Annotated in this window: 20 protein-coding genes; 6 read left to right on the top strand and 14 right to left on the bottom strand. The window is 71.1% G+C overall.

All coding sequences use genetic code 11. The features are described 5' to 3' along the window. Positions 1-15 precede the first annotated feature (15 nt). The 3 genes from OG242_RS23785 to OG242_RS23775 all read right to left on the bottom strand — a co-directional run bounded on the left by OG242_RS23785 (position 16) and on the right by OG242_RS23775 (position 7,609). Positions 16-2,298: a tetratricopeptide repeat protein gene (locus tag OG242_RS23785; protein ID WP_405900091.1), complete on the bottom strand. Its 2,283-nt coding sequence runs from the start codon at positions 2,296-2,298 to the stop codon at positions 16-18. After that, positions 2,295-3,659, bottom strand: coding sequence for a serine protease (locus OG242_RS23780; RefSeq protein ID WP_405900090.1), 1,365 nt, complete (start codon positions 3,657-3,659; stop codon positions 2,295-2,297). Before OG242_RS23780 ends, OG242_RS23785 begins: the two co-directional genes overlap by 4 nt. An 86-nt stretch (positions 3,660-3,745) precedes the next feature. Beyond that, positions 3,746-7,609 carry an endo-alpha-N-acetylgalactosaminidase family protein gene (locus tag OG242_RS23775; RefSeq protein WP_405900089.1) on the bottom strand — a complete coding sequence of 1,288 codons (3,864 nt, stop codon included), beginning with the start codon at positions 7,607-7,609 and terminating at the stop codon, positions 3,746-3,748. 336 nt (positions 7,610-7,945) lie between these two features. Here OG242_RS23775 and OG242_RS23770 point away from each other — a divergent pair, with 336 nt between their 5' ends. After that, positions 7,946-9,175 carry a glycoside hydrolase family 64 protein gene (locus tag OG242_RS23770; RefSeq protein WP_405900088.1) on the top strand — a complete coding sequence of 410 codons (1,230 nt, stop codon included), beginning with the start codon at positions 7,946-7,948 and terminating at the stop codon, positions 9,173-9,175. Between the two features lie 80 nt (positions 9,176-9,255). Here OG242_RS23770 and OG242_RS23765 read toward each other — a convergent pair whose 3' ends face one another. Next, positions 9,256-9,795 (bottom strand): hypothetical protein, encoded by a 540-nt coding sequence (locus OG242_RS23765; protein WP_405900087.1) that lies wholly within the window; start codon positions 9,793-9,795, stop codon positions 9,256-9,258. 223 nt (positions 9,796-10,018) lie between these two features. On the opposite strand from OG242_RS23765, the gene OG242_RS23760 reads away from it, so the two are divergent. After that, the gene (locus tag OG242_RS23760) at positions 10,019-10,639 is read left to right on the top strand and encodes a YceI family protein (RefSeq protein ID WP_405900086.1); all 621 of its coding nucleotides are present in this window, start codon (positions 10,019-10,021) and stop codon (positions 10,637-10,639) included. A 106-nt stretch (positions 10,640-10,745) separates the two neighbouring features. Here the strand turns inward: OG242_RS23760 and OG242_RS23755 are convergent, their stop codons facing one another. The 6 genes from OG242_RS23755 to OG242_RS23730 all read right to left on the bottom strand — a co-directional run bounded on the left by OG242_RS23755 (position 10,746) and on the right by OG242_RS23730 (position 15,599). After that, a complete protein-coding gene (locus OG242_RS23755; RefSeq protein ID WP_405900085.1) occupies positions 10,746-11,288 on the bottom strand; it encodes a DinB family protein in 543 nt (180 codons plus the stop codon). A gap of 83 nt (positions 11,289-11,371) precedes the next feature. Next, positions 11,372-12,946, bottom strand: coding sequence for an FAD-dependent oxidoreductase (locus tag OG242_RS23750; RefSeq protein WP_405900084.1), 1,575 nt, complete (start codon positions 12,944-12,946; stop codon positions 11,372-11,374). Positions 12,947-13,028: 82 nt separating this feature from the next. Further along, positions 13,029-13,514 carry a hypothetical protein gene (locus OG242_RS23745; RefSeq protein ID WP_405900083.1) on the bottom strand — a complete coding sequence of 162 codons (486 nt, stop codon included), beginning with the start codon at positions 13,512-13,514 and terminating at the stop codon, positions 13,029-13,031. Next, entirely contained in the window at positions 13,511-14,653 is a 1,143-nt protein-coding gene (locus OG242_RS23740; RefSeq protein ID WP_405900082.1) for a hypothetical protein, read from the bottom strand. The genes OG242_RS23745 and OG242_RS23740 overlap by 4 nt, the downstream gene beginning before the upstream one ends. After that, positions 14,653-15,078: a hypothetical protein gene (locus OG242_RS23735; RefSeq protein WP_405900081.1), complete on the bottom strand. Its 426-nt coding sequence runs from the start codon at positions 15,076-15,078 to the stop codon at positions 14,653-14,655. Before OG242_RS23735 ends, OG242_RS23740 begins: the two co-directional genes overlap by 1 nt. Continuing rightward, positions 15,075-15,599 carry a DUF6228 family protein gene (locus OG242_RS23730; protein WP_405900080.1) on the bottom strand — a complete coding sequence of 175 codons (525 nt, stop codon included), beginning with the start codon at positions 15,597-15,599 and terminating at the stop codon, positions 15,075-15,077. The genes OG242_RS23735 and OG242_RS23730 overlap by 4 nt, the downstream gene beginning before the upstream one ends. Before the next feature lie 251 nt (positions 15,600-15,850). Here OG242_RS23730 and OG242_RS23725 point away from each other — a divergent pair, with 251 nt between their 5' ends. Continuing rightward, on the top strand, positions 15,851-16,108 hold the full coding sequence (locus tag OG242_RS23725) for a type II toxin-antitoxin system Phd/YefM family antitoxin (RefSeq protein ID WP_405900079.1): 258 nt from the start codon (positions 15,851-15,853) through the stop codon (positions 16,106-16,108). Beyond that, complete coding sequence (locus OG242_RS23720; protein ID WP_405900078.1) at positions 16,105-16,362, top strand: Txe/YoeB family addiction module toxin; 258 nt, start codon at positions 16,105-16,107, stop codon at positions 16,360-16,362. Before OG242_RS23725 ends, OG242_RS23720 begins: the two co-directional genes overlap by 4 nt. Positions 16,363-16,432: 70 nt before the next feature. On the opposite strand, the gene OG242_RS23715 is transcribed toward OG242_RS23720, so the two are convergent. Beyond that, positions 16,433-16,870 (bottom strand): ATP-binding protein, encoded by a 438-nt coding sequence (locus tag OG242_RS23715; protein ID WP_405900077.1) that lies wholly within the window; start codon positions 16,868-16,870, stop codon positions 16,433-16,435. A 111-nt stretch (positions 16,871-16,981) separates the two neighbouring features. On the opposite strand from OG242_RS23715, the gene OG242_RS23710 reads away from it, so the two are divergent. Both OG242_RS23710 and OG242_RS23705 read left to right on the top strand, forming a co-directional pair. Continuing rightward, the gene (locus OG242_RS23710) at positions 16,982-17,809 is read left to right on the top strand and encodes a helix-turn-helix domain-containing protein (RefSeq protein ID WP_405900076.1); all 828 of its coding nucleotides are present in this window, start codon (positions 16,982-16,984) and stop codon (positions 17,807-17,809) included. After that, the gene (locus OG242_RS23705) at positions 17,806-18,057 is read left to right on the top strand and encodes a DUF397 domain-containing protein (protein WP_405900075.1); all 252 of its coding nucleotides are present in this window, start codon (positions 17,806-17,808) and stop codon (positions 18,055-18,057) included. The genes OG242_RS23710 and OG242_RS23705 overlap by 4 nt, the downstream gene beginning before the upstream one ends. Here OG242_RS23705 and OG242_RS23700 read toward each other — a convergent pair. From OG242_RS23700 to OG242_RS23690, 3 genes are all read right to left on the bottom strand, one after another. Then, complete coding sequence (locus OG242_RS23700) at positions 18,054-18,719, bottom strand: class I SAM-dependent methyltransferase (protein ID WP_405900074.1); 666 nt, start codon at positions 18,717-18,719, stop codon at positions 18,054-18,056. The genes OG242_RS23705 and OG242_RS23700 overlap by 4 nt on opposite strands. Before the next feature lie 136 nt (positions 18,720-18,855). Continuing rightward, positions 18,856-19,983 carry a glycoside hydrolase family 3 N-terminal domain-containing protein gene (locus tag OG242_RS23695; RefSeq protein ID WP_405900073.1) on the bottom strand — a complete coding sequence of 376 codons (1,128 nt, stop codon included), beginning with the start codon at positions 19,981-19,983 and terminating at the stop codon, positions 18,856-18,858. 28 nt (positions 19,984-20,011) lie between these two features. After that, on the bottom strand, positions 20,012-20,869 hold the full coding sequence (locus OG242_RS23690; protein WP_405900072.1) for a GH25 family lysozyme: 858 nt from the start codon (positions 20,867-20,869) through the stop codon (positions 20,012-20,014). Between the last annotated feature and the right edge of the window lie 227 nt (positions 20,870-21,096).

Raw genomic sequence — 21,096 nt, 5'->3', positions numbered from 1 at the left:
GCGGCGGGCCCGGGGTCAGAACCGCGTCTGGGGCCGCACCGCGTGGGACAGGTCGATGAGGCGTTCGTACTCCTGCGGTCTCTGCCGCTGCCGGGCGAGCCAGCGGTAGCACTGCTCCAGCTCCGCGCGCACCGCCCGTTCGCCCGGGACCGGCGGGGGCGGCAGGCCCGTCCGCAGCCATCCCCGGCGCGGTGCCGGGGTGCCGGCCCGCGCGCGTACGGCGTCGAGCTTCCACTCGTACAGCTCCGTCCGCAGCAGCCAGGCCGCCTCGTCGCCGGCGACGACGGGGGCGGCGAGCGCGTTCAGCGCGGCGTCGATCTCCGTCTCGCCGGGCAGCGGGCGCTCCCCCGCCGCGAGCCGGGCGGCGCGGATGCGCAGGGCGGCGACGCGGGCGACGGTGTGGTCGCGGGACTCGTCGGGGACCAGGTCCAGGACCTCGACGGCGGCGGCCCGGTCACCGGCGGCGAGGGCGAGCCTGGCCAGGCCCAGGGCGGCGCCGACGTGCGAGGGGTTGCGGGCGTGCACCGCGCGGAAGAGTTCGTACGCGGAGGGGCCGGCCGCGGTCCGCCGGTGCGGGCCGAGCTGCTCCGCGCAGTACGCGAGGGCCAGTTTCGCCGCGTACTCGCCGGGGAGCGCCCGGTGCACGGCGGAGAAGTGGCCGTGGGCGTCCGCCAGCAGCGCCTCGCGCTCCTCCTCCCACACGTCCGCGCCGCGCAGCGCGACCAGGCCGCGGTGCCAGCTGAGCCGCCACTGCCGCACCGGCCCCGGGCCGGGGATCGCGGCCGCCGCCCCGACCTGCTCGCGGGCCGCCGCCAGCGCCTCGTCGCCCTCCTGGCCGAGCAGCAGCCGGGCGTTGTGGAGGCAGATCTCGACCGACCGCTCCCCCTCGGCGGGCTGGGCGAGCGGCTGGCCCGGGTCGTAGCTGCTGACGCCGAAGCGGGCGGCCTGCGGGTCGCCCGGGTAGGGCCTGGGGACCGGCAGCCGGCGGGCGATCTCGGTGGGCGTCGGTGTGCCCGGGTCGAGGGCGGGCGCGGGGGGCGTCTCCCGGCGGCCGTGCAGCGGGCGGCGCAGCCAGTGGGCGTAGTCCGGCACCGAGCCGAGGCGGGCGCCGAGCAGTTCGGTGGAGGGCGTGAAGTAGGCGGAGGGTTCGGGCTGGTCGCGCTTGCCGCGCAGGGCCCGGATCTCGCGCAGCACCCCGCGCAGCTGCCCGGCCATGTCCTCGGCGGTGCCGAACCGTTCCTCGGGGTCCTCGGCGGTGGCGCGGGCCACGACGAGCCGGAAGGAGCTGGTGCCGAGGCCGGGGACGTCGTCGCCGACCGCCCAGCGGGCCAGTTCGTCGAGGGTGACGCCGACCGTGTGGATGTCGTGGGCGACGGTGAGGGGCTTCGTGCCGTCCGTCTCCGGGGCGGCGAAGTACGGGGTGATCACGGGCGGCGGGTCGACGCTGCCCGTCTTGCGGACGCCGCCGAGGTCGATGACCTTGATGCCGTCGAGGTGGTGGATGACGTTGGACGGCTTCATGTCCCCGTACAGGAAGCCCATGCCGTGCAGATGGGACAGGGCCTCCAGGATCTGGCAGCCGTAGGTGACGACGTGTTCGACGTCGAGGACGAACGCGCCCCGCCGGACCGACTCGACGAGCGCGGACAGGGTCCGGTCGCCGACGTCCTCCATCACGATGTAGCCGCCGGAGACGGTGCCGTCGGCGTTGGCGGTGGAGACGAAGTCGCGGATCTGGACGATGCGTTCGTGCCGGATGGCGACCAGGCTGCGGCGCTCCTCACCGGCCTGGGCGGCGCCGCGCTCGGCGTAGCGGTTGAGGAGGCCCTTGACCGCGACGAAGTCCTCCAGGTGGGTGTCCTCGGCCAGGTAGACCCAGCCCTGGCCGCCGTGGGCGATGGGGCCCCGGATGCGGTACTGGTCCTGGAGCGGCGGCCCGTCCCTGGTCAGTTCGGGGCGGTACGAGTAGGGCGCCCCGCAGACCGGGCAGTGCCCCTCGTCCGGGGGCGGGGCCGCGGTGTGCGGCGGGACGAACGCGGTGCCGCACGCCTTGGCGGAGCACGTCATCAGGATGCGCACGGGCTGCTCGGCGGCGGCCAGCCGTTCGGCGGGGCTGCCCGGGTCGAGGAGGGGGAGTTCGAGGAGGCCGGCGGGGCCGTGGTCCTCGGGGGCGGCGGGCAGCGGCGGGAGGCCGGGGGCGGCCTCGTCGCGGCCGCAGGTGTCGCAGTAGCCGGTGGGCCGGACGGCGCCGTCGCAGGGGGCGCCGGTGAAGCGGCGGTGCGGGCAGGGAATCCTCATGGGCGCCCCGCCGGTCCGGTGCGCTGTCCGGGGAGGCCCGGTCCCGGGCCCTCCGCGAGGTCGGCGCGTAAGTCGCGTAACAGCTGCTTGAGGGCGGTCAGCCGGTGGTGCGGGTCCGGCAGGGCGCGCAGGGCGGCGAGCTCCCGCCGGCGGACGGCCGGGGCGGCGGCGGGGCGGGGCGGCGCCGAGGCGGAGTCGGTCAGGCCGCCCAGCCGGGCCCAGGTGCGCTCCATGTGCTCGGCCCCGCGCAGCAGTTCCTCGGCGCGCTCGTCCAGGGAGGGGACGAGCAGGTCGCGCTCCACGGCGTCGAGTCCCGGGCCCTCCGTGCCGCGTACGACGACCAGCAGCCGGAAGCCGAGCGTGCGTACCCGGGCGAGCACGCGCACGAGGCCCGCCGGGTCGGGGTCCTCGTCCAGGCCGATCACCGCGAGGACCGGGCCGGCCGCCGCGGGCCGGCCGGCGAGTGAGCGTTCGGGTTCGTCGCCGCCCTCCAGGAGCCAGTCGCGGTAGCGGTTGCGCTGGTGCTGCGGGGGCCGCAGCTGGACGACCAGGGTCTCCACCAGCTCGTCGGGCCGGCTGCGCCCGGGGTGGTGGACGAGGTGGGCGCGGTGCAGCTGGTGGCTCAGGACGCGGTCGCGGCCGCCGCCGGACGGGACGACGGTGAAGCGGACCGAGGGCTGTCCGTCGCCCGCGAACCAGCGCCGCAGCCGCTCGGCGAGCGCGTGGTCCCAGCCGTCCGGGCCGCTCAGCTCGGCGACCAGCGGGACGAGTCGGGCGATGCGGTCGACGGGGATCATGTACGAGAAGGCGAGGTCGTTGTCGGTGGGCAGTTGCATCTCCAGGTCGCCGCGCCAGCTGACGACCAGGCCGACGACGCTCTCGGGGCGGGCGCCCTCGCGTCCGGTGTGGACGGCGGCGCCGCTGAACCCGGGGCGCACCACCTCGGCGTTGGTCCGGGCGTCGAGCTGCACCCAGTCGCCGTGGAGTCCGCTGATCCGGCCGGCGAGCCACATGCCGTCGGCGTCGAAGGGTGCCGCGTAGCCGCCGAGCCAGACCTCGCCGCCGCGGTCGAGGCGCCGGGACAGGGGTGCGGGCTGCGCCTGGGGCCGGGGGCTGTCCAGGGCGAGCACGGCGATGTCCTCGCGGCCGCGGAGCCAGCCGTCCGGGGCGACCCGGGCGGCGACGGGCGGGATGCCGGGGTTCTCGGCGAACTCGACCCACATCCGGGCGTCCGGTTCGCCGACGACGTGGGCGCAGGTCAGCATCCGGTCCTGGGTGATCAGCACACCGGCGCCGCGCACCGGCTCCTCCGGGCCACCCCGGCGCAACCGCAGGCGCCAGTCCGCTCTCAACTCCCCCATGGTTCCCGAGCGTACGCGTGCGCGGGCCCCGCTTCCCAGAGTCCGGACACAAAGGGAGGCGGGGCCCGCGCGGTACCCGTAGGAGATCAGCCTCCGCAGTGGAAGCGGGCGCTGCCCCAGTCGGCGTGGTCGTTGCCGTTGCCGTCGCCGCCGTCACCGGCGGTCAGCTCGACGTACTTGGCGCCGGTGACGTCGGCGGTGAGCGACCAGGCGGCGTCGGAGGCTCGGAGCACCGGCGACTTCACCTTCTCGGTGCCGTCCGCCTTCACGGAGAACTGCACGCTGCCGGCGGTCTTCTGGACGTCGTCCACGCCGACCTCGGCGGTGAAGGAGGTGCACTGTCCGCCCAGGTAGTAGCGGATGGTGGCCGGGGCGTGGCTCCCGAGCCCCTTCTCGTAGACCTTGGAGCCGATCGTCAGCGCGGTGCCGTCGCCGGCGCCGGTCTCGCCGTTGGACAGGTCGCGTTCGACCGGCCCCCAGCCGTTGGTGGTGGCCGTCCAGTCCAGGTCGCTGGCCCAGCTGTCCTTGGTGGGCGGCGGAGGCAGGGTGCGCACGGAGGTCTGCGCGCCGAGCTTCCGCTGTCCGTCGCCGGTCGTGTACGTGGCCTCGGAGGTGAGGGCGTACGCGCGGTACTCGGCGTCCACCGGCGGGGTGACCTGCCAGCTCGCGGTGGTCTCGGCACCGGGTGCGACGGAGTCGAAGGCGACGGCGCCGGCGGGCTCGGCCTGCCAGCCCTCGGGGAGGGCCAGGTCCACCGTGACGCCGGTGGCGGCGGTGGACTCGTAGTTGGTGAAGCTCGCCTTCACCGTGTTGGCGGTGCCGGGCTCCAGGGTCTCCGCGGCGGCGGCCACGGTGAGCGTGCCGCAGGCCGCCTGCTCGCCGGCGGGGGCCTCGCCGAGGTCCGTCACGGTGAAGCCGTCGAGCACGAAGTCGGCGCCCTCGGGGGCGTCGCCGCGCTTGCGCAGCCCGGTCCAGGTGTCGCCGCAGCCCGCCGTGACGGTCTCGGTGAAGTGGCCGGTGGTGTGCTGGGCGCCGATGGCGGTGGTCCGGGTCTCGACGGAGGCGGGCTTGCCGTCGGCGGTGATCCGGTCGTAGCCGTCGGCCCACTCGTAGGCCCCGGCGTGGCTGGACTGGTAGTCGTACTCGACCTTGTACCGGTGTCCTTCGGTCATCGGGACGGTCCAGGGCGCCGTGCGGTAGACGAGTCCGGTGTTCTCCTCGTGGGCCTTGAGGGACTCCTTGCCGCCGATCACGTCGTCGGTCAGCTTCCCGTTCCAGCCGGCCTGGGTGTACGGGGCGTGCAGCTGGGAGATGACGGTGCGGGGGTCGGTGGAGCCGCCCGCGTCGCCCTTGAGGAAGGGGCCCCAGCCCTGGTCGACGTCCTCGAAGTCCTCGTGCACCACGGTGTTCTTCTGGGTGGCGGGGGCGTTCGCGACGAGGCGTACGTCGTCGGCGCGGACGGTCGCCGTGCTGCCCTTCGCGGCCTCGATGCGCAGGGTGGTGCGGCCGTTCGCGGGGGCGGTGAAGTTGACCTTGGCGCGCTGGAAGTAGGTGCCGTGCCAGTCGGACGCGGCGACGTGGTCCCTGGCGGTGGAGCGGTCCACGGCGACGGACTTCCCGCCGGCCGAGAGCGTGGTGTGCCGGGTCTCGCCGGGCTCGACCTCGATGAGCGCGGAGGCGGTGTAGCGGGCGCCGGGCTTCAGGCCGCCGATGCGCTGGGAGAGCGCGGCGGTGCCGCTGCCGGAGAGCTCGGCGCTGTTGCGGCCCTGGCCGTCGGTGTCGCGGACGGCGGTGCCGGTCCTCGACCAGTCGCCGAGCCGGTCGTCGTTGAACCCGGGGTCGGCGACGAGGGTGTCCTCGCCCCACTTGGGGTCGGCGGCCTTGGGGGCGCGGTGCGGGTAGAGGACGTACGGCTGCCCGGCCTCGGCCTTCAGCGTGATCCTCCCGTTCACCGGGCGGACCGTGCCGGTCTTCACGCGGCCGTTGTCGGTGAGCTCGTAGACGGTGTACGTGCCCTTGGACGGCACCGCCCAGCTGCTCGTACCGCCGTCCTTGCTGTAGTGGTACAGCTTCTTGCCGCCGTCCCAGGGGAGCAGGTAGTCGGTGCCGCTGAGGACCTTGCGGCCGTGGTCGTAGAACGTCCGCCTGCCGTCCTCGACCGTGCCGGCGAGCCCGCCGGTGAAGGTGATGTCGTTGCCGTCCCAGCGGGTGATCTTCTGCTGCTGGAGGTACTTGGCGGGCAGGTCGCGCTGCCAGACGTTGTCGTAGAAGCTGTTCCAGTCGGTCTCGCCGGTCCAGCCCTCGAACTCGTCGATGGCGCTCTGGCCGAGGACCGGGTCGTTGTTCCAGACGTCCTTCTCGCCGTTCCGGATGAACCGGATGATCTTCGAGTTGAGGCCCTTGTTGGTGGCGCCGCCGTAGTCGAGGTCGTTGGCCCAGTGCGACCAGAGCGAGGCCCGCTCGAACTTGTCGGCCCACTCGCTGGACACGTTCCAGCCCTGCTTCTGGAGGGCCTGGACGGTCTTGTCGGCGATCCAGCCGTGCGTGTAGTACACGTCGATGTACAGCATGGAGAGGTTGGAGCCGGTCTCGTCGCGCAGCTGCTGGAAGCGCTTGGCGAGGTCGCCGCTGTTGATGTCGCGGCGCTGGTCGATGTAGTAGCTCTGGCCCAGCCAGTTCCAGCCCGGCTTGGTCTTGTCGACGAGCTGCTCGTCGAACGCCTTCGCCTCCGGGTACGCCTCCGTCGCGTTGACGTGGACGCCGAAGGTGGCGCCCCACTTCTTGCCGTCCTTCAGCAGGGCGTTGAGGTCCTTGAGCCCGCCGGCGCGCTTGTTGTAGTCGCCGCCGTAGTCGGGGTGGGCGGAGTCGTGGCCCTCGGAGGCGTACCCCTTGAGGAGCGCGAGCTGCCCGAGGCCGTCGGTGGCCAGCGAGATCCGCTTGACGTCGTCCAGGGTGCGCAGGAAGGGGTGGGTGGCCTGGCTGGCGAAGTTGAACGGGATGTGGGTGATCACCCGGTCCGCGGTGTCCTCGCTGCCCGGCGCGACCACGCCGATCGAGCGGAACGCGACGGCGCCGTCCTGCCAGTCGACCGTACGGTCGCCGTTGGCGTCGGGCGTGACGACGACCTTGGCCCAGGGCAGGGCGTCCCCGCTCTCCGGCTTCGGCGCGCCCTCGCCCCGGTAGGTCCACTGCCCGGACCGGACGGCGACCCGGGTGGAGCCGTCGTCCTCCTTGCGGGCCTGGTGCCAGAACCGGGCGTCGTCGCCGCCGGTGGCTCCGGAGGGCTTGTCGTACGAGGAGTTGGACTCGACGGCGGCCGCGAGCGAGCCGGTGTTGACGATCGCGTAGGTGGCGCCGGAGGGTGCGGACTCGGCCGGGGTGTCGCCGGTGACCTCGGCGAAGACGTCGGCGGTCTTCGTGGAGTCGGTGTCCAGCTTGGTGAAGGCGGTCGCGGCGCCGGGGTCGGTGCTCGCGACGGAGACCAGGTCGTGGCCGGGCATGTCGATCGTGCCCACCCGGAACGCCGCGGTGTCGCGGACGGCGGTGACCTTGAAGGTGGTGACCCGTCCGGACACCGAGAGCGTGGCGTCGATCTCGACACCGGGCAGGTCGGTGAAGGCCAGCGTGTAGCGGGCGGACGAGCCGGTGACCTGCGGGGCGGCCTTGAGCTCCACCGGGTGCGCGGTGCCGTTCAGGGTGACGGAGGTGACCGGCCGGGTGGAGCCGGTCAGCTGCTTGCCGGAGGCGCGGTCGGTGTACGTGAGGACGCGCGGGAAGTCGGCCGCGACGGCGACCGCGAGCTGCGCGGAGGAGATGACGGGGCTGCCCGCGGGAACGGCGGCAGCGGTTGAGGGGGCGGCGGCCACGGCGGGGAGCGCGGTTCCCACCAGAGCCAGGACGGCTGCTGAGGCGGCGGCTGCGACGCCCACCGGAGTACATCGTGGTGACATGTGCACTGCGTAGTCGTCGGCTCCGCGCACCGTCAACGACGTACGGCCCCGACGGCTTCTCCAGTCCAACAACCGCCCTCCGTAAGTCCAAGAGGGGCGGAGCCGGGACATCCCGGACGCCGCGTTCAGTTCCTGATCACGCGTTGCGCGAACGGCGGACGAAGACCCGGCAAGTGCCGCCCACCAGTGTCGAGTTGTGAAGAGTTCTTCTTTTTGAGAGCGCTCTCAGTCACAAGTCTTGACGTCCGTGCCGCGCGTCGCGAAAGTGGTGCGCACCGCGGACGCCCCCGCTCCACCTCCCCCCGTTCGCGCCCCCCACGTACCCGGAGTCGCCTCATGATTTCGCGCCGGAAGTTCCTGACGGGCGGTGCCGCCGCCACCGCCACCGCACTGACCTACCCCCTCTGGGGCAGCGCGCTGAGCCCGAGCGCGTCGGCCTCCGCCGCCACCTGCGAACTGGCCCTGGTCAACAAGTCGCTGCCCGGCCGCGTCAACGCCTATGTCACCGGCCACGAGCAGGGCACCGACCGCTGGGTCCTGCTGCGCGCCGACGGCAGCGTCTACCACCCCGACTCCCCCTCGGCCCCGCAGACCCCGCTGCCGGTCGACTGCGCCATCCCGCTGAACGCGGCGGGCGGCGCTCCGGTCGTGCTGACGCTGCCCCAGATGTACGGCGCGCGGGTCTACTTCGTACGCGACGACACCCTGACCTTCTACCTCAACCCGGGCCCCGCCCTCGTCGAGCCGGCGTTCGCCACGTCCACGGACCCGAACTACGGGCGGACCTGGTCGTTCTGCGAGTTCACGTTCAACCCGCAGCAGCTGTACGCCAACATCAGCTACGTCGACCTGGTGACCGCGCTGCCGATCGGCCTGACCCTGGAGGGCGACTCCGCGCACACCGTCGCCCCGCTCCCCGACGGCGCCGTGCAGCGGATCGCCGACGGCCTCATCGCCCAGGCGGCCGCCGACGGCCAGCCCTGGGACAAGTTGGTGACCCGCGGCGCGGACGGCAGCGTGCTGCGGGTCATCTCGCCGCAGAACCTGATGGCGCCCTACTTCGACCGCCCGGACCAGATGCCGTTCCGCGACCTGTTCACGGCGCAGATCGACCAGGTCTGGGAGAAGTACCGCTCGACGGACCTGCGCATCGACCTCCAGGGCGGGCGCGGGGTCCGCACCGGGCGGGTCAGCGGTGACACCCTGACGTTCGACGGCGGGCACACGTTCAGCAAGCCGGTCTCCAAGGACATCTTCACCTGCAACCACGGGCCGTTCACCAACAACCCGGCGGACAACGACGACAAGAAGGCCCTGCTGGCGCGCCTCGCGGCGGGCTTCAACCGGTCGATCATGCTCAGCCACCCGGACCAGCCGAACGGCACCTCGGTGGCCGACTACTACCAGGGCGCGGTGACCAACCACTGGTCCCGGATCGTCCACGCCAACAGCCCGATCGGCTACGCCTTCCCGTACGACGACGTACGCCCGGACGGCCAGCCGGACGTCTCGGGCGCCGCGAACGACGGCAACCCGAGGCGGTTCACGGTGAGCGTCGGTTCCTGAGCCCACCCCCCACAGAACCGGGAGGACCCCCGTCCGGGCGGGACGGGGGTCCTCCCTCATGCGTGTGCGGCCGGGCCGGGTCAGCAGCCGCCGCAGTTGTAGTAGGTCACGTCCCAGTGGTTGCCCTCGTCGGCGTAGACGTTGCCGGAGCCGGACTTGTACTGGGGTGCGCCGTCACCGCGCAGGCCGATGTAACTGAACGCGCTCTTCACGTAGTTGGTGAGGCAGGTGGTCTTGCCGAAGTCCAGCTTGTAGCCGTTCCAGTGCGAGTACGTGCCACTGGCGTGGCCGGTCTCCGTGCCGCCGGTGATGTTCAGGGCGCAGCCGGTGGCGCTCTTGAGGGTCTGGGCGCCCTGGGCGGTCGGCAGGTTGAGCTGGTCGAACGAGGTGCAGGTGGAGACGTTGCGGTTGGAGCAGCCGCCCGAGGACGACCAGGTGATGCCGGACGAGCTGAAGCGGGAGGTCGCCTGGCTGTGGGTGAGCTTGGTGACGGCGTACGCGTCGGTCGTGCCGCTCACGAGGCCGAAGCCGGGCGCGAAGAGGACGCCGAGGACGAGGGCGAGGGCGGTCAGGACGGGGCGCAGCGTCATCCGGGAGATGTGGGGCGCGCGGAACTCCATGGGGGGACTCCTCCTGTGCATGACAAAGGGGCAGGAGTGATGGTGCCCGAGTTCTACGCGCGTCGCCAGAGGGCCGGACGTAACGGCGGCGTGAACAGATGGCACCGTCCGCAACAGTCCGCGCCATAGATGTTGAACTTTGAACAAGATGGGTCTAAGGTGAATCTCGTTGAAGGTTAAACAAACGACCGGGTTCGCCCGGCCCCGTCCCCGAGGAGGAGCCATGGCTCTGTTCAACCGCAAGAACGACGACGCCGCCACCGCCGTGACCACGGCCGAGGTCGACCCCGCCCTGGCCGCCCTCACGGGTGACTACACGATCGACCCGGCGCACAGCAGCATCGGCTTCACCGTGCGTCACGCCATGGTCACCAACGTACGCGGCTCCTTCGCCGAGCACGAGGGTTCCCTGAAGCTCGACGGCGGCGACCCGGCCGGCTCGACGGCCTCGATCGACGTCAGGATCGCCAGCGTGGACACCGGTATCAAGGACCGCGACGGCCACCTGGTGAGCGGCGACTTCTTCGACGCCGAGAAGTTCCCCCTGATGACGTTCCGCTCGACCTCCGCCGAGCAGCTCGGCGGTGACAAGTACCGCGTCACCGGCGACCTCACCATCAAGGACGTGACCCGCCCGCTCTCCATCGACCTGGAGTTCAACGGCTCCGCCAAGGACGTCTACGGCAACGAGCGCGTCGGCTTCGAGGGCGGCGCCGAGATCCTGCGCTCCGACTGGGGCCTGACCTGGAACGCCGCGCTGGAGACCGGCGGCGTGATGGTCAGCGACAAGGTGAAGCTGAACTTCGACATCTCCGCGATCAAGGCCGCCGCCCCGCAGGCCTGATCCACCCCGGAACGCCCGCCGCCCACTCCTCGTACGGGAGCGGGCGGCGGGCGCTAGGGCGTGTCCGACCTTGATCCGACGGACACACCCTTAGACACTTCCCCGCTCAGCCCATGGTCTTCGCGCCGTCCAGGGACTCCCGGATGATGTCCGCGTGGCCGGCGTGCTGCGCGGTCTCGGCGATGATGTGCATCAGCACCCGGCGGGCCGACCACTTCGCGTCCCCGTCGAACCAGGGCGCCTTCGGCAGCGGGTGCGCGGCACCCAGGTCCGGCAGGGACGCGACCAGCTCGTCGGTCGCCGCCGCCACCTTCTCGTAGGCGTCGAGCACGCCGGCCAGCGTCTCGCCCGGCAGCATCTTGAACTCGTCGACCCGCTTGGCGAAGTCGGCCTCGGTCATCGCGGTGAAGTCCGGCATCGCCGAGGGCCCCTCCGCCATGAAGCCCGCCCAGCCCCGCTCCACCGAGGTGACGTGCTTGACGAGGCCGCCGAGACACAGCTCGCTCGCCGTCGTCCGCTGCCCGGCCTGCTCATCGGTCAGGTCACGGGTGGCGAACCGGAGGAAGTGCCGATGCTGGCCCAGCGCCTGCAAGAAGTCCGCCCGCTCGTCCGAGCCGGTGTTCGCCGCGGCCGTGTCGTTGGCGCTCATGGGTTCTGCCTTCCGTCGCTCTGTTCCGCCGTCAGGAATGACAGTACGAGCCCTTTAGGTCAGGGCTCGTCCTATACGCACGGTCAACGCCGCCTGACCTTCAGGGCGTTGTCCGTACGAGTGGTGGGGTTGCCGTCCGGGTCGTTCTGGACGCGTTCGTGCTCATCGCTGAGCAGCACCTCCCACTCCCCCTCCGGAAGCTCCAGCGACGCCAGCACCTCGTCGGGCGTCGGCAGCTCCATGTCCGCGTGGTGGTGGTCCCAGGCCGGGAAGCCCGCGTGGCCCACGATCAGCAGCACCCCGCCCGGGGCGACCGCACGGGCCGCCCGGTGCAGGATGCGCTCGCGCGGCAGGTCGCCCATGGAGTGCAGGAACTGCGCCGAGACCAGGTCGTACGCCCCTTCTGGGAACGTGGCGCCCAGGTCGTGGAACTGCCAGTCCACCCGGTCGGTGACCCCGGCCTCCGCCGCGTGCTCGGCGGCACGGTCCAGCGCGACGCGCGAGATGTCCGTCGCGGTGACCCGCCAGCCCCGGCGCGCCAGCCACACCGCGTCGGCGCCCTCCCCGCAGCCGAGGTCCAGCGCCCGGCCGGGCTCCAGGTCCTCGACCTCACGGACGAGCACGGTGTTGGGCTTGCCGCTCCAGATGCGGTCGCTCTCGCGGTACCGGTCGTCCCACATCCGCGCGTCCGAGGGCGCGTTGCGGGCCTCCACGGCGCGCCGGGTGTCCTCGGTGACGAGGTCCCCGTTGATGGCCGCGCCCGCCTTGAGCCCGGCCGCCACCGCCCCGATCACCTGGTCCATGAGAGCGGTGACGTTGCCTGCCACCCACACCCCGGGCACCTCCGTGAGGCCCATGGGGTCCGCCTCGATGTACGAGCCGATCGGCCGGCCGCCCACCTCCGCCGTGACCGGCCGCAGCCCCAGGCTCTCCAGCACGCGGGACCGCGCCGTGAACCTCGGCTGCACGACCACGGCCGCCCGCTCGACCACCCGGCCACCCTCGAGCCGTACACCGGTCAGCCGGTCGCCGCTCACCTCCAGGCCGGTCACCTCGCCGTCCACGACCGCGATGCCGCGCGCCGCCAGCTGCTCGTACTCCTCGTCGGAGGGCTCGGGCCCCTGGTGCAGGAAGAGGGTGACGTCGTCGCTCCACTGCCGCCACAGCAGCGCCTGGTGCACGGCCATGGGGCTCGTGGCGATGACGCCGACCGCCGAGTCCCGCACCTCCCAGCCGTGGCAGTACGGGCAGTGCAGCACCTCGTGCCCCCAACGCTCTGCCAGGCCCGGGACCGGCGGCAGCTCGTCGGCCAGCCCGGTCGTGACCAGCAGCCGGCGCGCCGTCACGGCCGTCCCGTCCCCGCGTACGATCCGGAACCCTGCGTCCTCCGGCAGCCGCTCGGCCACCGTCACCTCGCCCGTCACGACCTCCACCCCGTACCCGGCCACTTCCTCCCGGCCGATCGCCAGGAGCTCCGCGGGCGGGGTGCCCTCGCGGCCCAGGTAGTTGTGGACGTGCGACGCGGGCGCGTTGCGCGGGCTGCCCGAGTCGATCACCAGCACCGAGCGCCGCGCCCGGCCCAGCGCCAGCGCCCCGCTCAGCCCGGCGGCCCCGCCGCCGACCACCACTACGTCGTACATCTGCGTCATGTCGCTCATGCGCACACCTCCATCTACGGGAGATGGTGCGCGCCGCCCGGCGCCTCGGCAAACATCCTTGCCGGTGCGGCAAAATCCGCCCTCAGGACAGCGTGAGGACCCGGCACACGTCCGGGTCCCCGAGCCGGGCGAAGAGCACGGTGTGCCCGTCCTTCTCACCCACCCGCAGTTCGGTGACGGTCGCACCCCGGGCACTCGTGTCGAGTCCGTCGAAGGCCAGCCCGACCTCGCCGTCCTCGCCCGGTGCGTTCAGCAGCTTCCAGACCCCGGCCCCGTCGAACGTGGGTACCTTCTGCGTGAGAATCCCGGGCCCTTCCTCCTTGGGCCAGTTCTTCACGGAGAACGTGACCGACGTGCCGCCGACGGCGGTGAGTTCGAGGCGCGCCCCGTGCGGGCCGGAGTAGCTCCCGTACAGATCGGCCTGGCCGACGTCCGCCGACGGCGCCGGTCCGCACCCGGCCGTATCGCTGCCGCTGTCGCAACCGGTCAGCAGTGAGCCGGCGACGGCGGCAAGCGCGAGGGCGGAGGCGACCGGCCGCACCGGGCCGCCCCCGCGCGCGGGGCTCACTGCTTGCCGCCCGGGATGCGCTCGGTCCAGGTGACCGTCTGGTGCACAGCACTCGTCACCGGACCGTCGGCGACCTCCGCGTACTTCAGCCAGTCGTAGTAGCCGATGTAGTGGAGCGCCGACTCCGAGCTGGTGGTGTTGTCCAGGGTGTACTGCACGACCAGCGACCCGTCCGGGTCCGCGCCCTGGACCTCGTACTTGACGTTGTACGAGCCCATGAAGGCCTCACCAAGGTGATCGGGGTCGTTGGTGACGATGGCCGGCAGGTCCTCGGTGAGGAGCTTCTTGGCCGCGCCGACCTTGCCCGACGCGGAGATGGAGAATGCCGCACTGCCGGTCGTACTGCCCGTTTCCTCCCACTGCTCCACCGTCTGCTGTCGGATGTCCTTCATGCTCTCCATGGACTGGAGCAGATCGGTCATCCTGTCGCCGTTGGTGAAGTCGCGCTGCCGGGGCCCAAGACCGGTCACGTAGTCCAGGCCGAGGCTGTAGGGGCTGTCGTCCTGCCGGTCGGGATAGGGGTCCTTGCCGTCGAGGACGCGGTGGTACGCGTTGTACTCGTCGGTGCTGATCCGGTTCGTGGAGTCGATCGAGTCGTGTTCCGGCTTGCTGTTGAACCAGGAGTCGATGCCCACGTCGGACATCAGAGTCATGGCGAGGTTCTGGTCCGCGACGATGCCCTGCCGGCAGAGCTCGACGATCTCCTTCTGGGACTCGTCGACGTAGTAGGCGCTCTGGGTGCGCTGGCCCATCGGGATGTAGTGCTCCGCGGTGATGTATCCGGAGACCGTGCCCGAGTGGTCCACGGCCAGCCCCTTGTCGAGCGCCCGCTGGACGGCGTCCTTGAGATCGCGCCGGATGATCTTGAGGTCGGAGAGGGCGTCGTCGAGGACGCCGGACAGGGCCTTGGCCACCTTGGTGGCCGCCGCCAGCTGACACGCGATGTCGTCGATCAGCGTCCAGGCGAACGGGGCCGCCGCACCCTCCCAGTACCCCTTGTCCCGCAGGAGCTTGAGCACCTCGTCGTTCATGCGCTTCGGCAGGCGCTCGGTCTTGGTGTGCGCCTCACGCCACTTGTCAGCGAGGTCGTCCAGTACGGAGAGATCGGTGTCGAGCAGCTCACGGTAGAAGGAGGGCATCAGTGCGGCCCTCGCAACATGTTGAACTGCTGCTCGATCCCCTGGTTCGTACCCGTGTACGCACGGGACGACGCGCGCAAGCTCTCCGAGATTCGCGCGAGCCACCCCTCAGCGGCCTTGACCTGCTGTTCCCAGTTCTTGAGGGACGTCTTCAGCGCCGCGGCGCTGTCCCATCCCGCCAGCTCACGGGCGGCCGCGGTGGCCGGTTCGTGCACGGAGGCGGCGTGCTCGTGGAAGGCGTCGAAAACCTCGTCGGTCACGCCGGCCGCCTTCGTGAGCACCCCCTCGGCCATGACCAGAGGGACACCGATGCCCGGCGGAGCGACGCCGAGCGGCGGCGCGTCCAACGGCCCTCGCGCGCCCGGTGGAAGCGGCAGAAAAGGCAGCGATCCGGAGTCGCCCTCGCCGGCCCGGTCCTCGCTCATGCGGTACTGCTCCTTCGTCGATGCGGTGCGGGCCAGGTCGGGGACCCACACCCCTGGAAGGCTACTAGCAGCCAAGAAGGCGGCCATTTCGCGACGTTCGTGAAAATCGTGTGGATATCGGCGGTGAGGTTGCGCATGTCCTCCCCTGTCGCGTGCCACGTGGTGGCCTCGAACCGCCATTCCTCCGAGGGAGCCCGGTCACGGATCCCCCAGACCAGACGAACGTGACCGCCAGGGTGTTCCGCCGAGAGAGTCAGGTCGCAGCAGAGGGAGCGCCACGTACGCGCGCCTTCCCAGCCCCGGAAGTCTTCGGCAAGTGAGCCGAGGAAAACGTCGAGACCGTCGCCGCCCCACGTCTCCACCGAGATCTCGACACTTCCCCAGGGCCCGCGAGCCCTGATGAGGAAGCCGAGCGCCGGTTCGTTCTCGTACCGCCGGGCCGGCTCCGAGAGCAGTATCGGTGCGGGTTCGGAGTTCCCCACCGGGACCACGGGGCGGCCGGACTCGTCGTAGTCGATCACGCCATCAGGTTAGAAGACCGACCGCAGGACCGGACTGCGCCACTGTCGGGGCCCATTGCGATGCGGACGGCACAGCCCGGTGGGCCACTAGCGGTACGAGATCGCCGGACGGCCTCACGGGGGCCCGGCTGACCTCCTGCTGAACGGTCAACCTGCGGGCAACGGAAAGCCGCCATGGTACTAAATTCCGTACGCACATGGTACCGTTTTAGGTACTCTTGAAGGGTCGGCGACATACACAGGAGGAACCCGTGACCATCAACGCAAGCGAAGCACGGAAGGACTTCTTCGGCCTGATCCGCCGCGTCACCGAAGACCACGCGCCCGAGCGCGTCACGTCGAAAGCGGGCACCGTCGTGATCATGTCCGAGGAGGACTACAACGCCTGGGAGGAGACGATGTATCTGCTGCGCTCCCCCCGCAACGCCGCCCGCCTCATGCGCTCCATCGAGCAGATGGATGCCGGAAGCGGCACCGTACGAGACCTGATCGACACGGAGGACGCGTGAAGACGTCGTTCTCGGACGACGGGTGGGAGGACTACACCCACTGGGCCGACACCGACCGCAAGACGCTCCGCAGGGTCAATGGCCTCATCAAGGAGATCAAACGGGCCCCTTTCGAAGGCAGGGGCAAGCCCGAGCCGCTGAAGGGGAACCTGTCCGGCTGGTGGTCCCGCCGCATCACGCAGGAACACCGGCTGGTCTACCGCGTCACCGACTCCGGCGGCCTGGAGATCATCCAGGCCCGCGACCACTACTGACCGGCCAGTGCCGCCTCAAGCCGCTCCCCTCTGGACAGCAAACCCCAGGTCAGCAACAGGTGCCCATGCTTCAGTATGGATTGCCCACTGGGGCGGTGAACTCGCACCAGACGATCTTGCCCGGGGTGCGTTCGCCGACGCCCCACTTGGCCGCCAGTGCGGCGACCAGCAACAGGCCTCGTCCGTGCTCCGCCGTCGGGTCCGGGGGCGGGGTTCCCTCCGGGACCTTGCCGTCCCCGCTGTCGTGGATCTCGACGCGCAGCCGTCCCTCGGCGCCGTCCCAGTACAGGAAGAGTTTGAAGCCGCGACCCGGCGGTACGCCGTGTACGAGCGCGTTGGTCGCGAGTTCGCTCACGCAGAGCAGCACGTCGTCCGTGCACAGTTTGCGCTCCTCGCACGCCCAGTCGGCCAGCGCCTGCCGTACGAACGCCCGTACGAGCGGCACGGACCTGCGCTCACGGCGGTAGAAAGCTTCGCGGGATGCGAGGAGTTGAGTTGTTTCGTTCACGAGACGAAGGTCACACAACGTCACTACGGTTGTGCAGTGCGTCAGGTCGTACGAAGTCGACGTACGGGCTCTGACGGGTCGTCGGGTGGCCGAAACGGGGAGAGGCACTGCATGCAGCAAGCGAAGCAGGCGAAGAAGAAGCGGATTACGTCGTGGCACCTGATCGGTGCCCAAGTGGCGATGTTCCGCCGAGCGGCCGGCCTGACACAGGCAGCGCTCGCGGAACGGTGCCGTGTCAGCGAGGACACGATCGCGTCGATCGAGCAGGGGCGGCGCCCGCTGCAGTTGGACTTCGCCATCCGCCTCGACCGACTCCTGGAAACCAAGGGCGCCTTGGAGGTCGCCGTGGAGAGGGTGCCGGAGAAGGAGCGGTTCCCGGCGTTCGTGCAGGACTTCGTCGAGTACGAACAGGAGGCCGTGGCGCTGCACTCGTACCAGAACCAAGTGGTGCCGGGGCTCCTTCAGACCGAGGAGTACGCCCGCTTCGTCTTCTCCTGCCTGTACCCGCCCATCGAGGAGGATCAGCAGGAGGAGTGGGTGCAGGCCCGTCTCGACCGGCAGCGGCTCCTCACGCGCAAGCCGCGTCCGATGCTGCATTTCATCCTGGAGGAGAGCATCCTGCGCAGCGAAATCGGAGACCCGGCAATGATGCGGAGGCAGATCGAGCACCTGCGTGAGAGCGCACAACTCCCCTTCCTGGGGCTTCAGATCATGCCTATGAAGCTGCCTCTGCATGCAGGTCTCGCTGGCCCCATCGTTCTCCTGGAAACCCCCGACCACGACCACCTCGCCTACGTGGAGGGGCAACGCGTCAGCTTTCTCCACGAAGATCCAGATGAGGTCAGCCTGCTCCAGCAGTTGTATGGGATGCTGCGTTCGCAGGCGCTCTCCCCACAGGAGAGTGTGCGCCTACTGGACGAACTGCTTGGAGTGAGATGAACCGCACGACACCTGGCACCGGACTCAACTGGTTCAAGTCCAGCTACAGCAGCAGTCAGGGCGGCGACTGCCTCGAAGTTGCCTACGACTGGCACAAGTCCAGTTACAGCGGCAGCGAGGGCGGCGACTGCGTCGAGGTCGCCGCTCACACCGCCGCCGTGCACATCCGGGACTCCAAGGTGACCGAAGGCCCCGTTCTCACCGTGCCGCCCACCGCCTGGACCGCGTTTCTCCGGGCGAACGCCTAGCGCCTCGTGGCCGCGAGGTGGACGCGGCGGGCCGGGATCTCGTCCTCGTACGCCTCGCGGACCGTGCAGTCGTCGACGCGGAAGCCCGCGTCCCGGGCCGCCGTGCGCAGCTCGTACGCCGTGAACTCCGCCCAATACACGCGGAGTTCACTGCCCAGGGGGTCGTCGATGACCCCGTCCCCCATGCCCTCCTTCGCCACGATCAGCAACTGCCCGCCGGGGCGTATCGCGGACGCCCAGGACGCCAGCGTCGCGGGCAGCAGGCGCTTGGGCTGGTCGTGCAGCGAGTAGTACGCGACCAGCCCGTCGAGCGGGCCCGCGCCGATCGCCCCCTGGTCCATGACGGCGAACCGGCAGCCGGGCTGCTCGCGGCGGGCGAGTTCGACGCAGCGGGACGAGAGGTCTATGCCCAGGACGTCGAGGCCGCGGGACGCGAGCAGGGCCGTCACGTGGCCGCAGGGCCCGCAGCCGGCGTCGTACACCTTGCCGCCCACACCCACCCGGTCCGCGAACGCGTGCAGGGCCTCCAGGTCGAACGGCTTGCCGTGCAGCTCGTGGCGGAAGAGCCGGAGGTAGTGCTCCGCGCGCGCGTCCCACGTACGGACGACGTCGGCGGGGCTGCCGGGGGCGGGCGCGTCGGCGTACACCGTTTCGAACGTCATGATCGCGGAGTCTATGACGCAACTCCGTTGCCGATAAGACCTCTTGATCGACTCCGCCGCGCCGTCCGGCGCTCCCTCTTCCGCCGGACGGCGCGGCATCGTCCGAGACCCCGTCACCCCGCCGGGGCCCGCCCCCTCACAGCCCCGCCCGCAGGGCGTTCACCCGCGCGGCCGCGGCCTCGAAGGCGGCCGGGTCGAGCGTGCCGCCCAGGGCGTCGGCCAGGGCGGTGACGGCCTCGTCGCCCTGGGACACGCTGCGCGCCGAGCAGAGCAGCAGGTCCATCCCCGCGGCGGCGGCCTTGACGGCGCGCTGCGACGTACTGCCGTAGGACGCGAGGGCGCCGGCCTCCAACGCGTCGGTGACCGTGACGCCCTTGAAGCCGAGCCGGTTGCGCAGCTCGCCGACGACCGTCGGGGAGAGACCGGCCGGGCGGGCGGAGTCCAGGCCCGTGTAGACCGCCCAGGAGAGCATGACGAGCTTGACGCCCGCCGCGACGGCATCCCGGTACGGGGCCTCGTCCACGCTGCGGAGGGTGGACGCGGAGGTGGTGATCGTGACGGACCGCACATCGGTGTTCTGGCTCGCCGACGCCGGGCCCAGGCCCGGGAAGTGCTTGGCGGTGGCGGCCACGCCCTCGCCCTGCTGGGCGGTGATGAAGGCGGTGCCGCAACTGGCTACGGCGGCGGCCGACTTGCTGTACGAGCGCTCGTACTGGTCGGTGAAGTCGCCGTCCTTGCGGTAGACGTCGAGGACCGGGGCGAGGTTGACGTTCATGCCGATGCCGGCGAGGTTCAGGCCCGCGCCGCTGCCCGTGAAGTCGGCCCAGTAGTGCGGATCGGCCGAGGCGCCGACGTCCTTCGCGGACTTGACGGGCTCCCCGGGCAGCCGCCGGATCATGCCGCCCTCCTGGTCGGTCATCAGGAGGAGCGGGGCTTTGACGGGCGACGAGGCGTGGGCCGCCTTCATCGACGTGATGACGCTCTCGATCTGACTCAGGTTCCGGATGTTCTCGCCGAAGAAGATGACCCCGGCCGTGTGGCCCTGCTCGATGGCGTTCATCAGGGCCGCGGGCGGTGTGAGCCCCGGGTAGGAGTGGATGACGCACTGCCCGGCGCGTTGCAGCGGGGACAGGGCGGAGAAGCGGGGGCGGGAGGCCGCGGGCGCGCCGAGGGCCGCCTGCGCTCCGGCGGCCGGTGCGATGCCGCCGGCCAGGGCGGCGGCCCCGGCGATGAGGGCGCCGCGCCTGCTCAGGGGTGGTGTCATTGGGTGCTCCTCTCTGTGGCCTCCGCTGTCACGGGGTGTTGTTGGCCAGGGCCAGCAGGCGCGAGCGGTCGCCGCTGAAGCGGTCCCGGTCGACGTTGCCGGAGACACCGCTCACCGCGCCGGTGGAGGTGTACTGCCAGACGGTGTAGAAGGGGAAGCCCGACGGGATGCTGGGGCTGCCTGCGGAGGTCCAGTGCGCGACCCACAGCGGGCTGAGCGCGGACATGCCGTTCCAGCCGCCGGTGCAGGTGTTCCACCAGCTCGGGCTGGTGTAGATCACGACGTCCCGGCCGGTGCGGGCCTTGTACTTGTTGTAGAAGTCGAGGACCCATTGCCGCATGCCGGCCTGGGAGTAGCCGTAGCAGGTGCCCTCGATGTCCAGCACGCCGGGGAGCGTGAGGTTGTCGCGGGACCAGGCGCCGCCGTTGCTCGCGAAGAAGTCCGCCTGAGCCGCGCCGCCGGAGACGTCCGGCCGGGCGTAGTGGTACGCGCCGCGGATGACGCCTGCGTTGTACGCGTTCAGGTAGTTGGCGCTGAACGTCGGGTCCTTGTACGTCAGCCCCTCGGTGGCCTTCATCCAGGCGAACTCGATGCCCGCGCCGCGCACCGAGCTCCAGTTGATCCCGCCCTGCCAGCTGGAGACGTCGATGCCGGCCGGGTTCGCCTTGAGGTTGGCGTCCGGCTTTGCGTCCAGGGCCAGTTGGCGGGTGTCCGGCTTGAAGTCCTTGCTGTCCTGGACGTAGCCGACGCCCATGTAGCCCTTGCCGAGGGGCACGGGGTTGTCGTGGCGGGGCGCCGAGGACGCGGTGCCGGACATCAGGCCGAGCAGCAGTGCCGCGCTCGTGCCGAGGACGCCGGCCGCGGTGAGTCTGTTGCGAGTGGTCATGAGGAGCCTCCTGCTGGTGGGGGGAGCGGCCGGTGGCCGACCGCTCGGGCAGCACGGTTCACGCTTGGTCTACGCGCGTCGCTTGTCGCGAACACGACATAGTGAGCCACAGGAACCGGCTCCGGTAAACAGCTTTCACCGTTCGTTAGTGGTCTAGACCGGACCTCGTCGGCGTGAGCTGCGCGAACAGCCGTCGCGCGGCAGAACTTTCCGGATGACGCCCCCAC

The sequence above is a fragment of the Streptomyces sp. NBC_00727 genome (assembly GCF_045161745.1).
Classification (GTDB): Bacteria; Actinomycetota; Actinomycetes; order Streptomycetales; family Streptomycetaceae; genus Streptomyces.
This window is presented reverse-complemented; position numbering and strand designations above follow the sequence as displayed.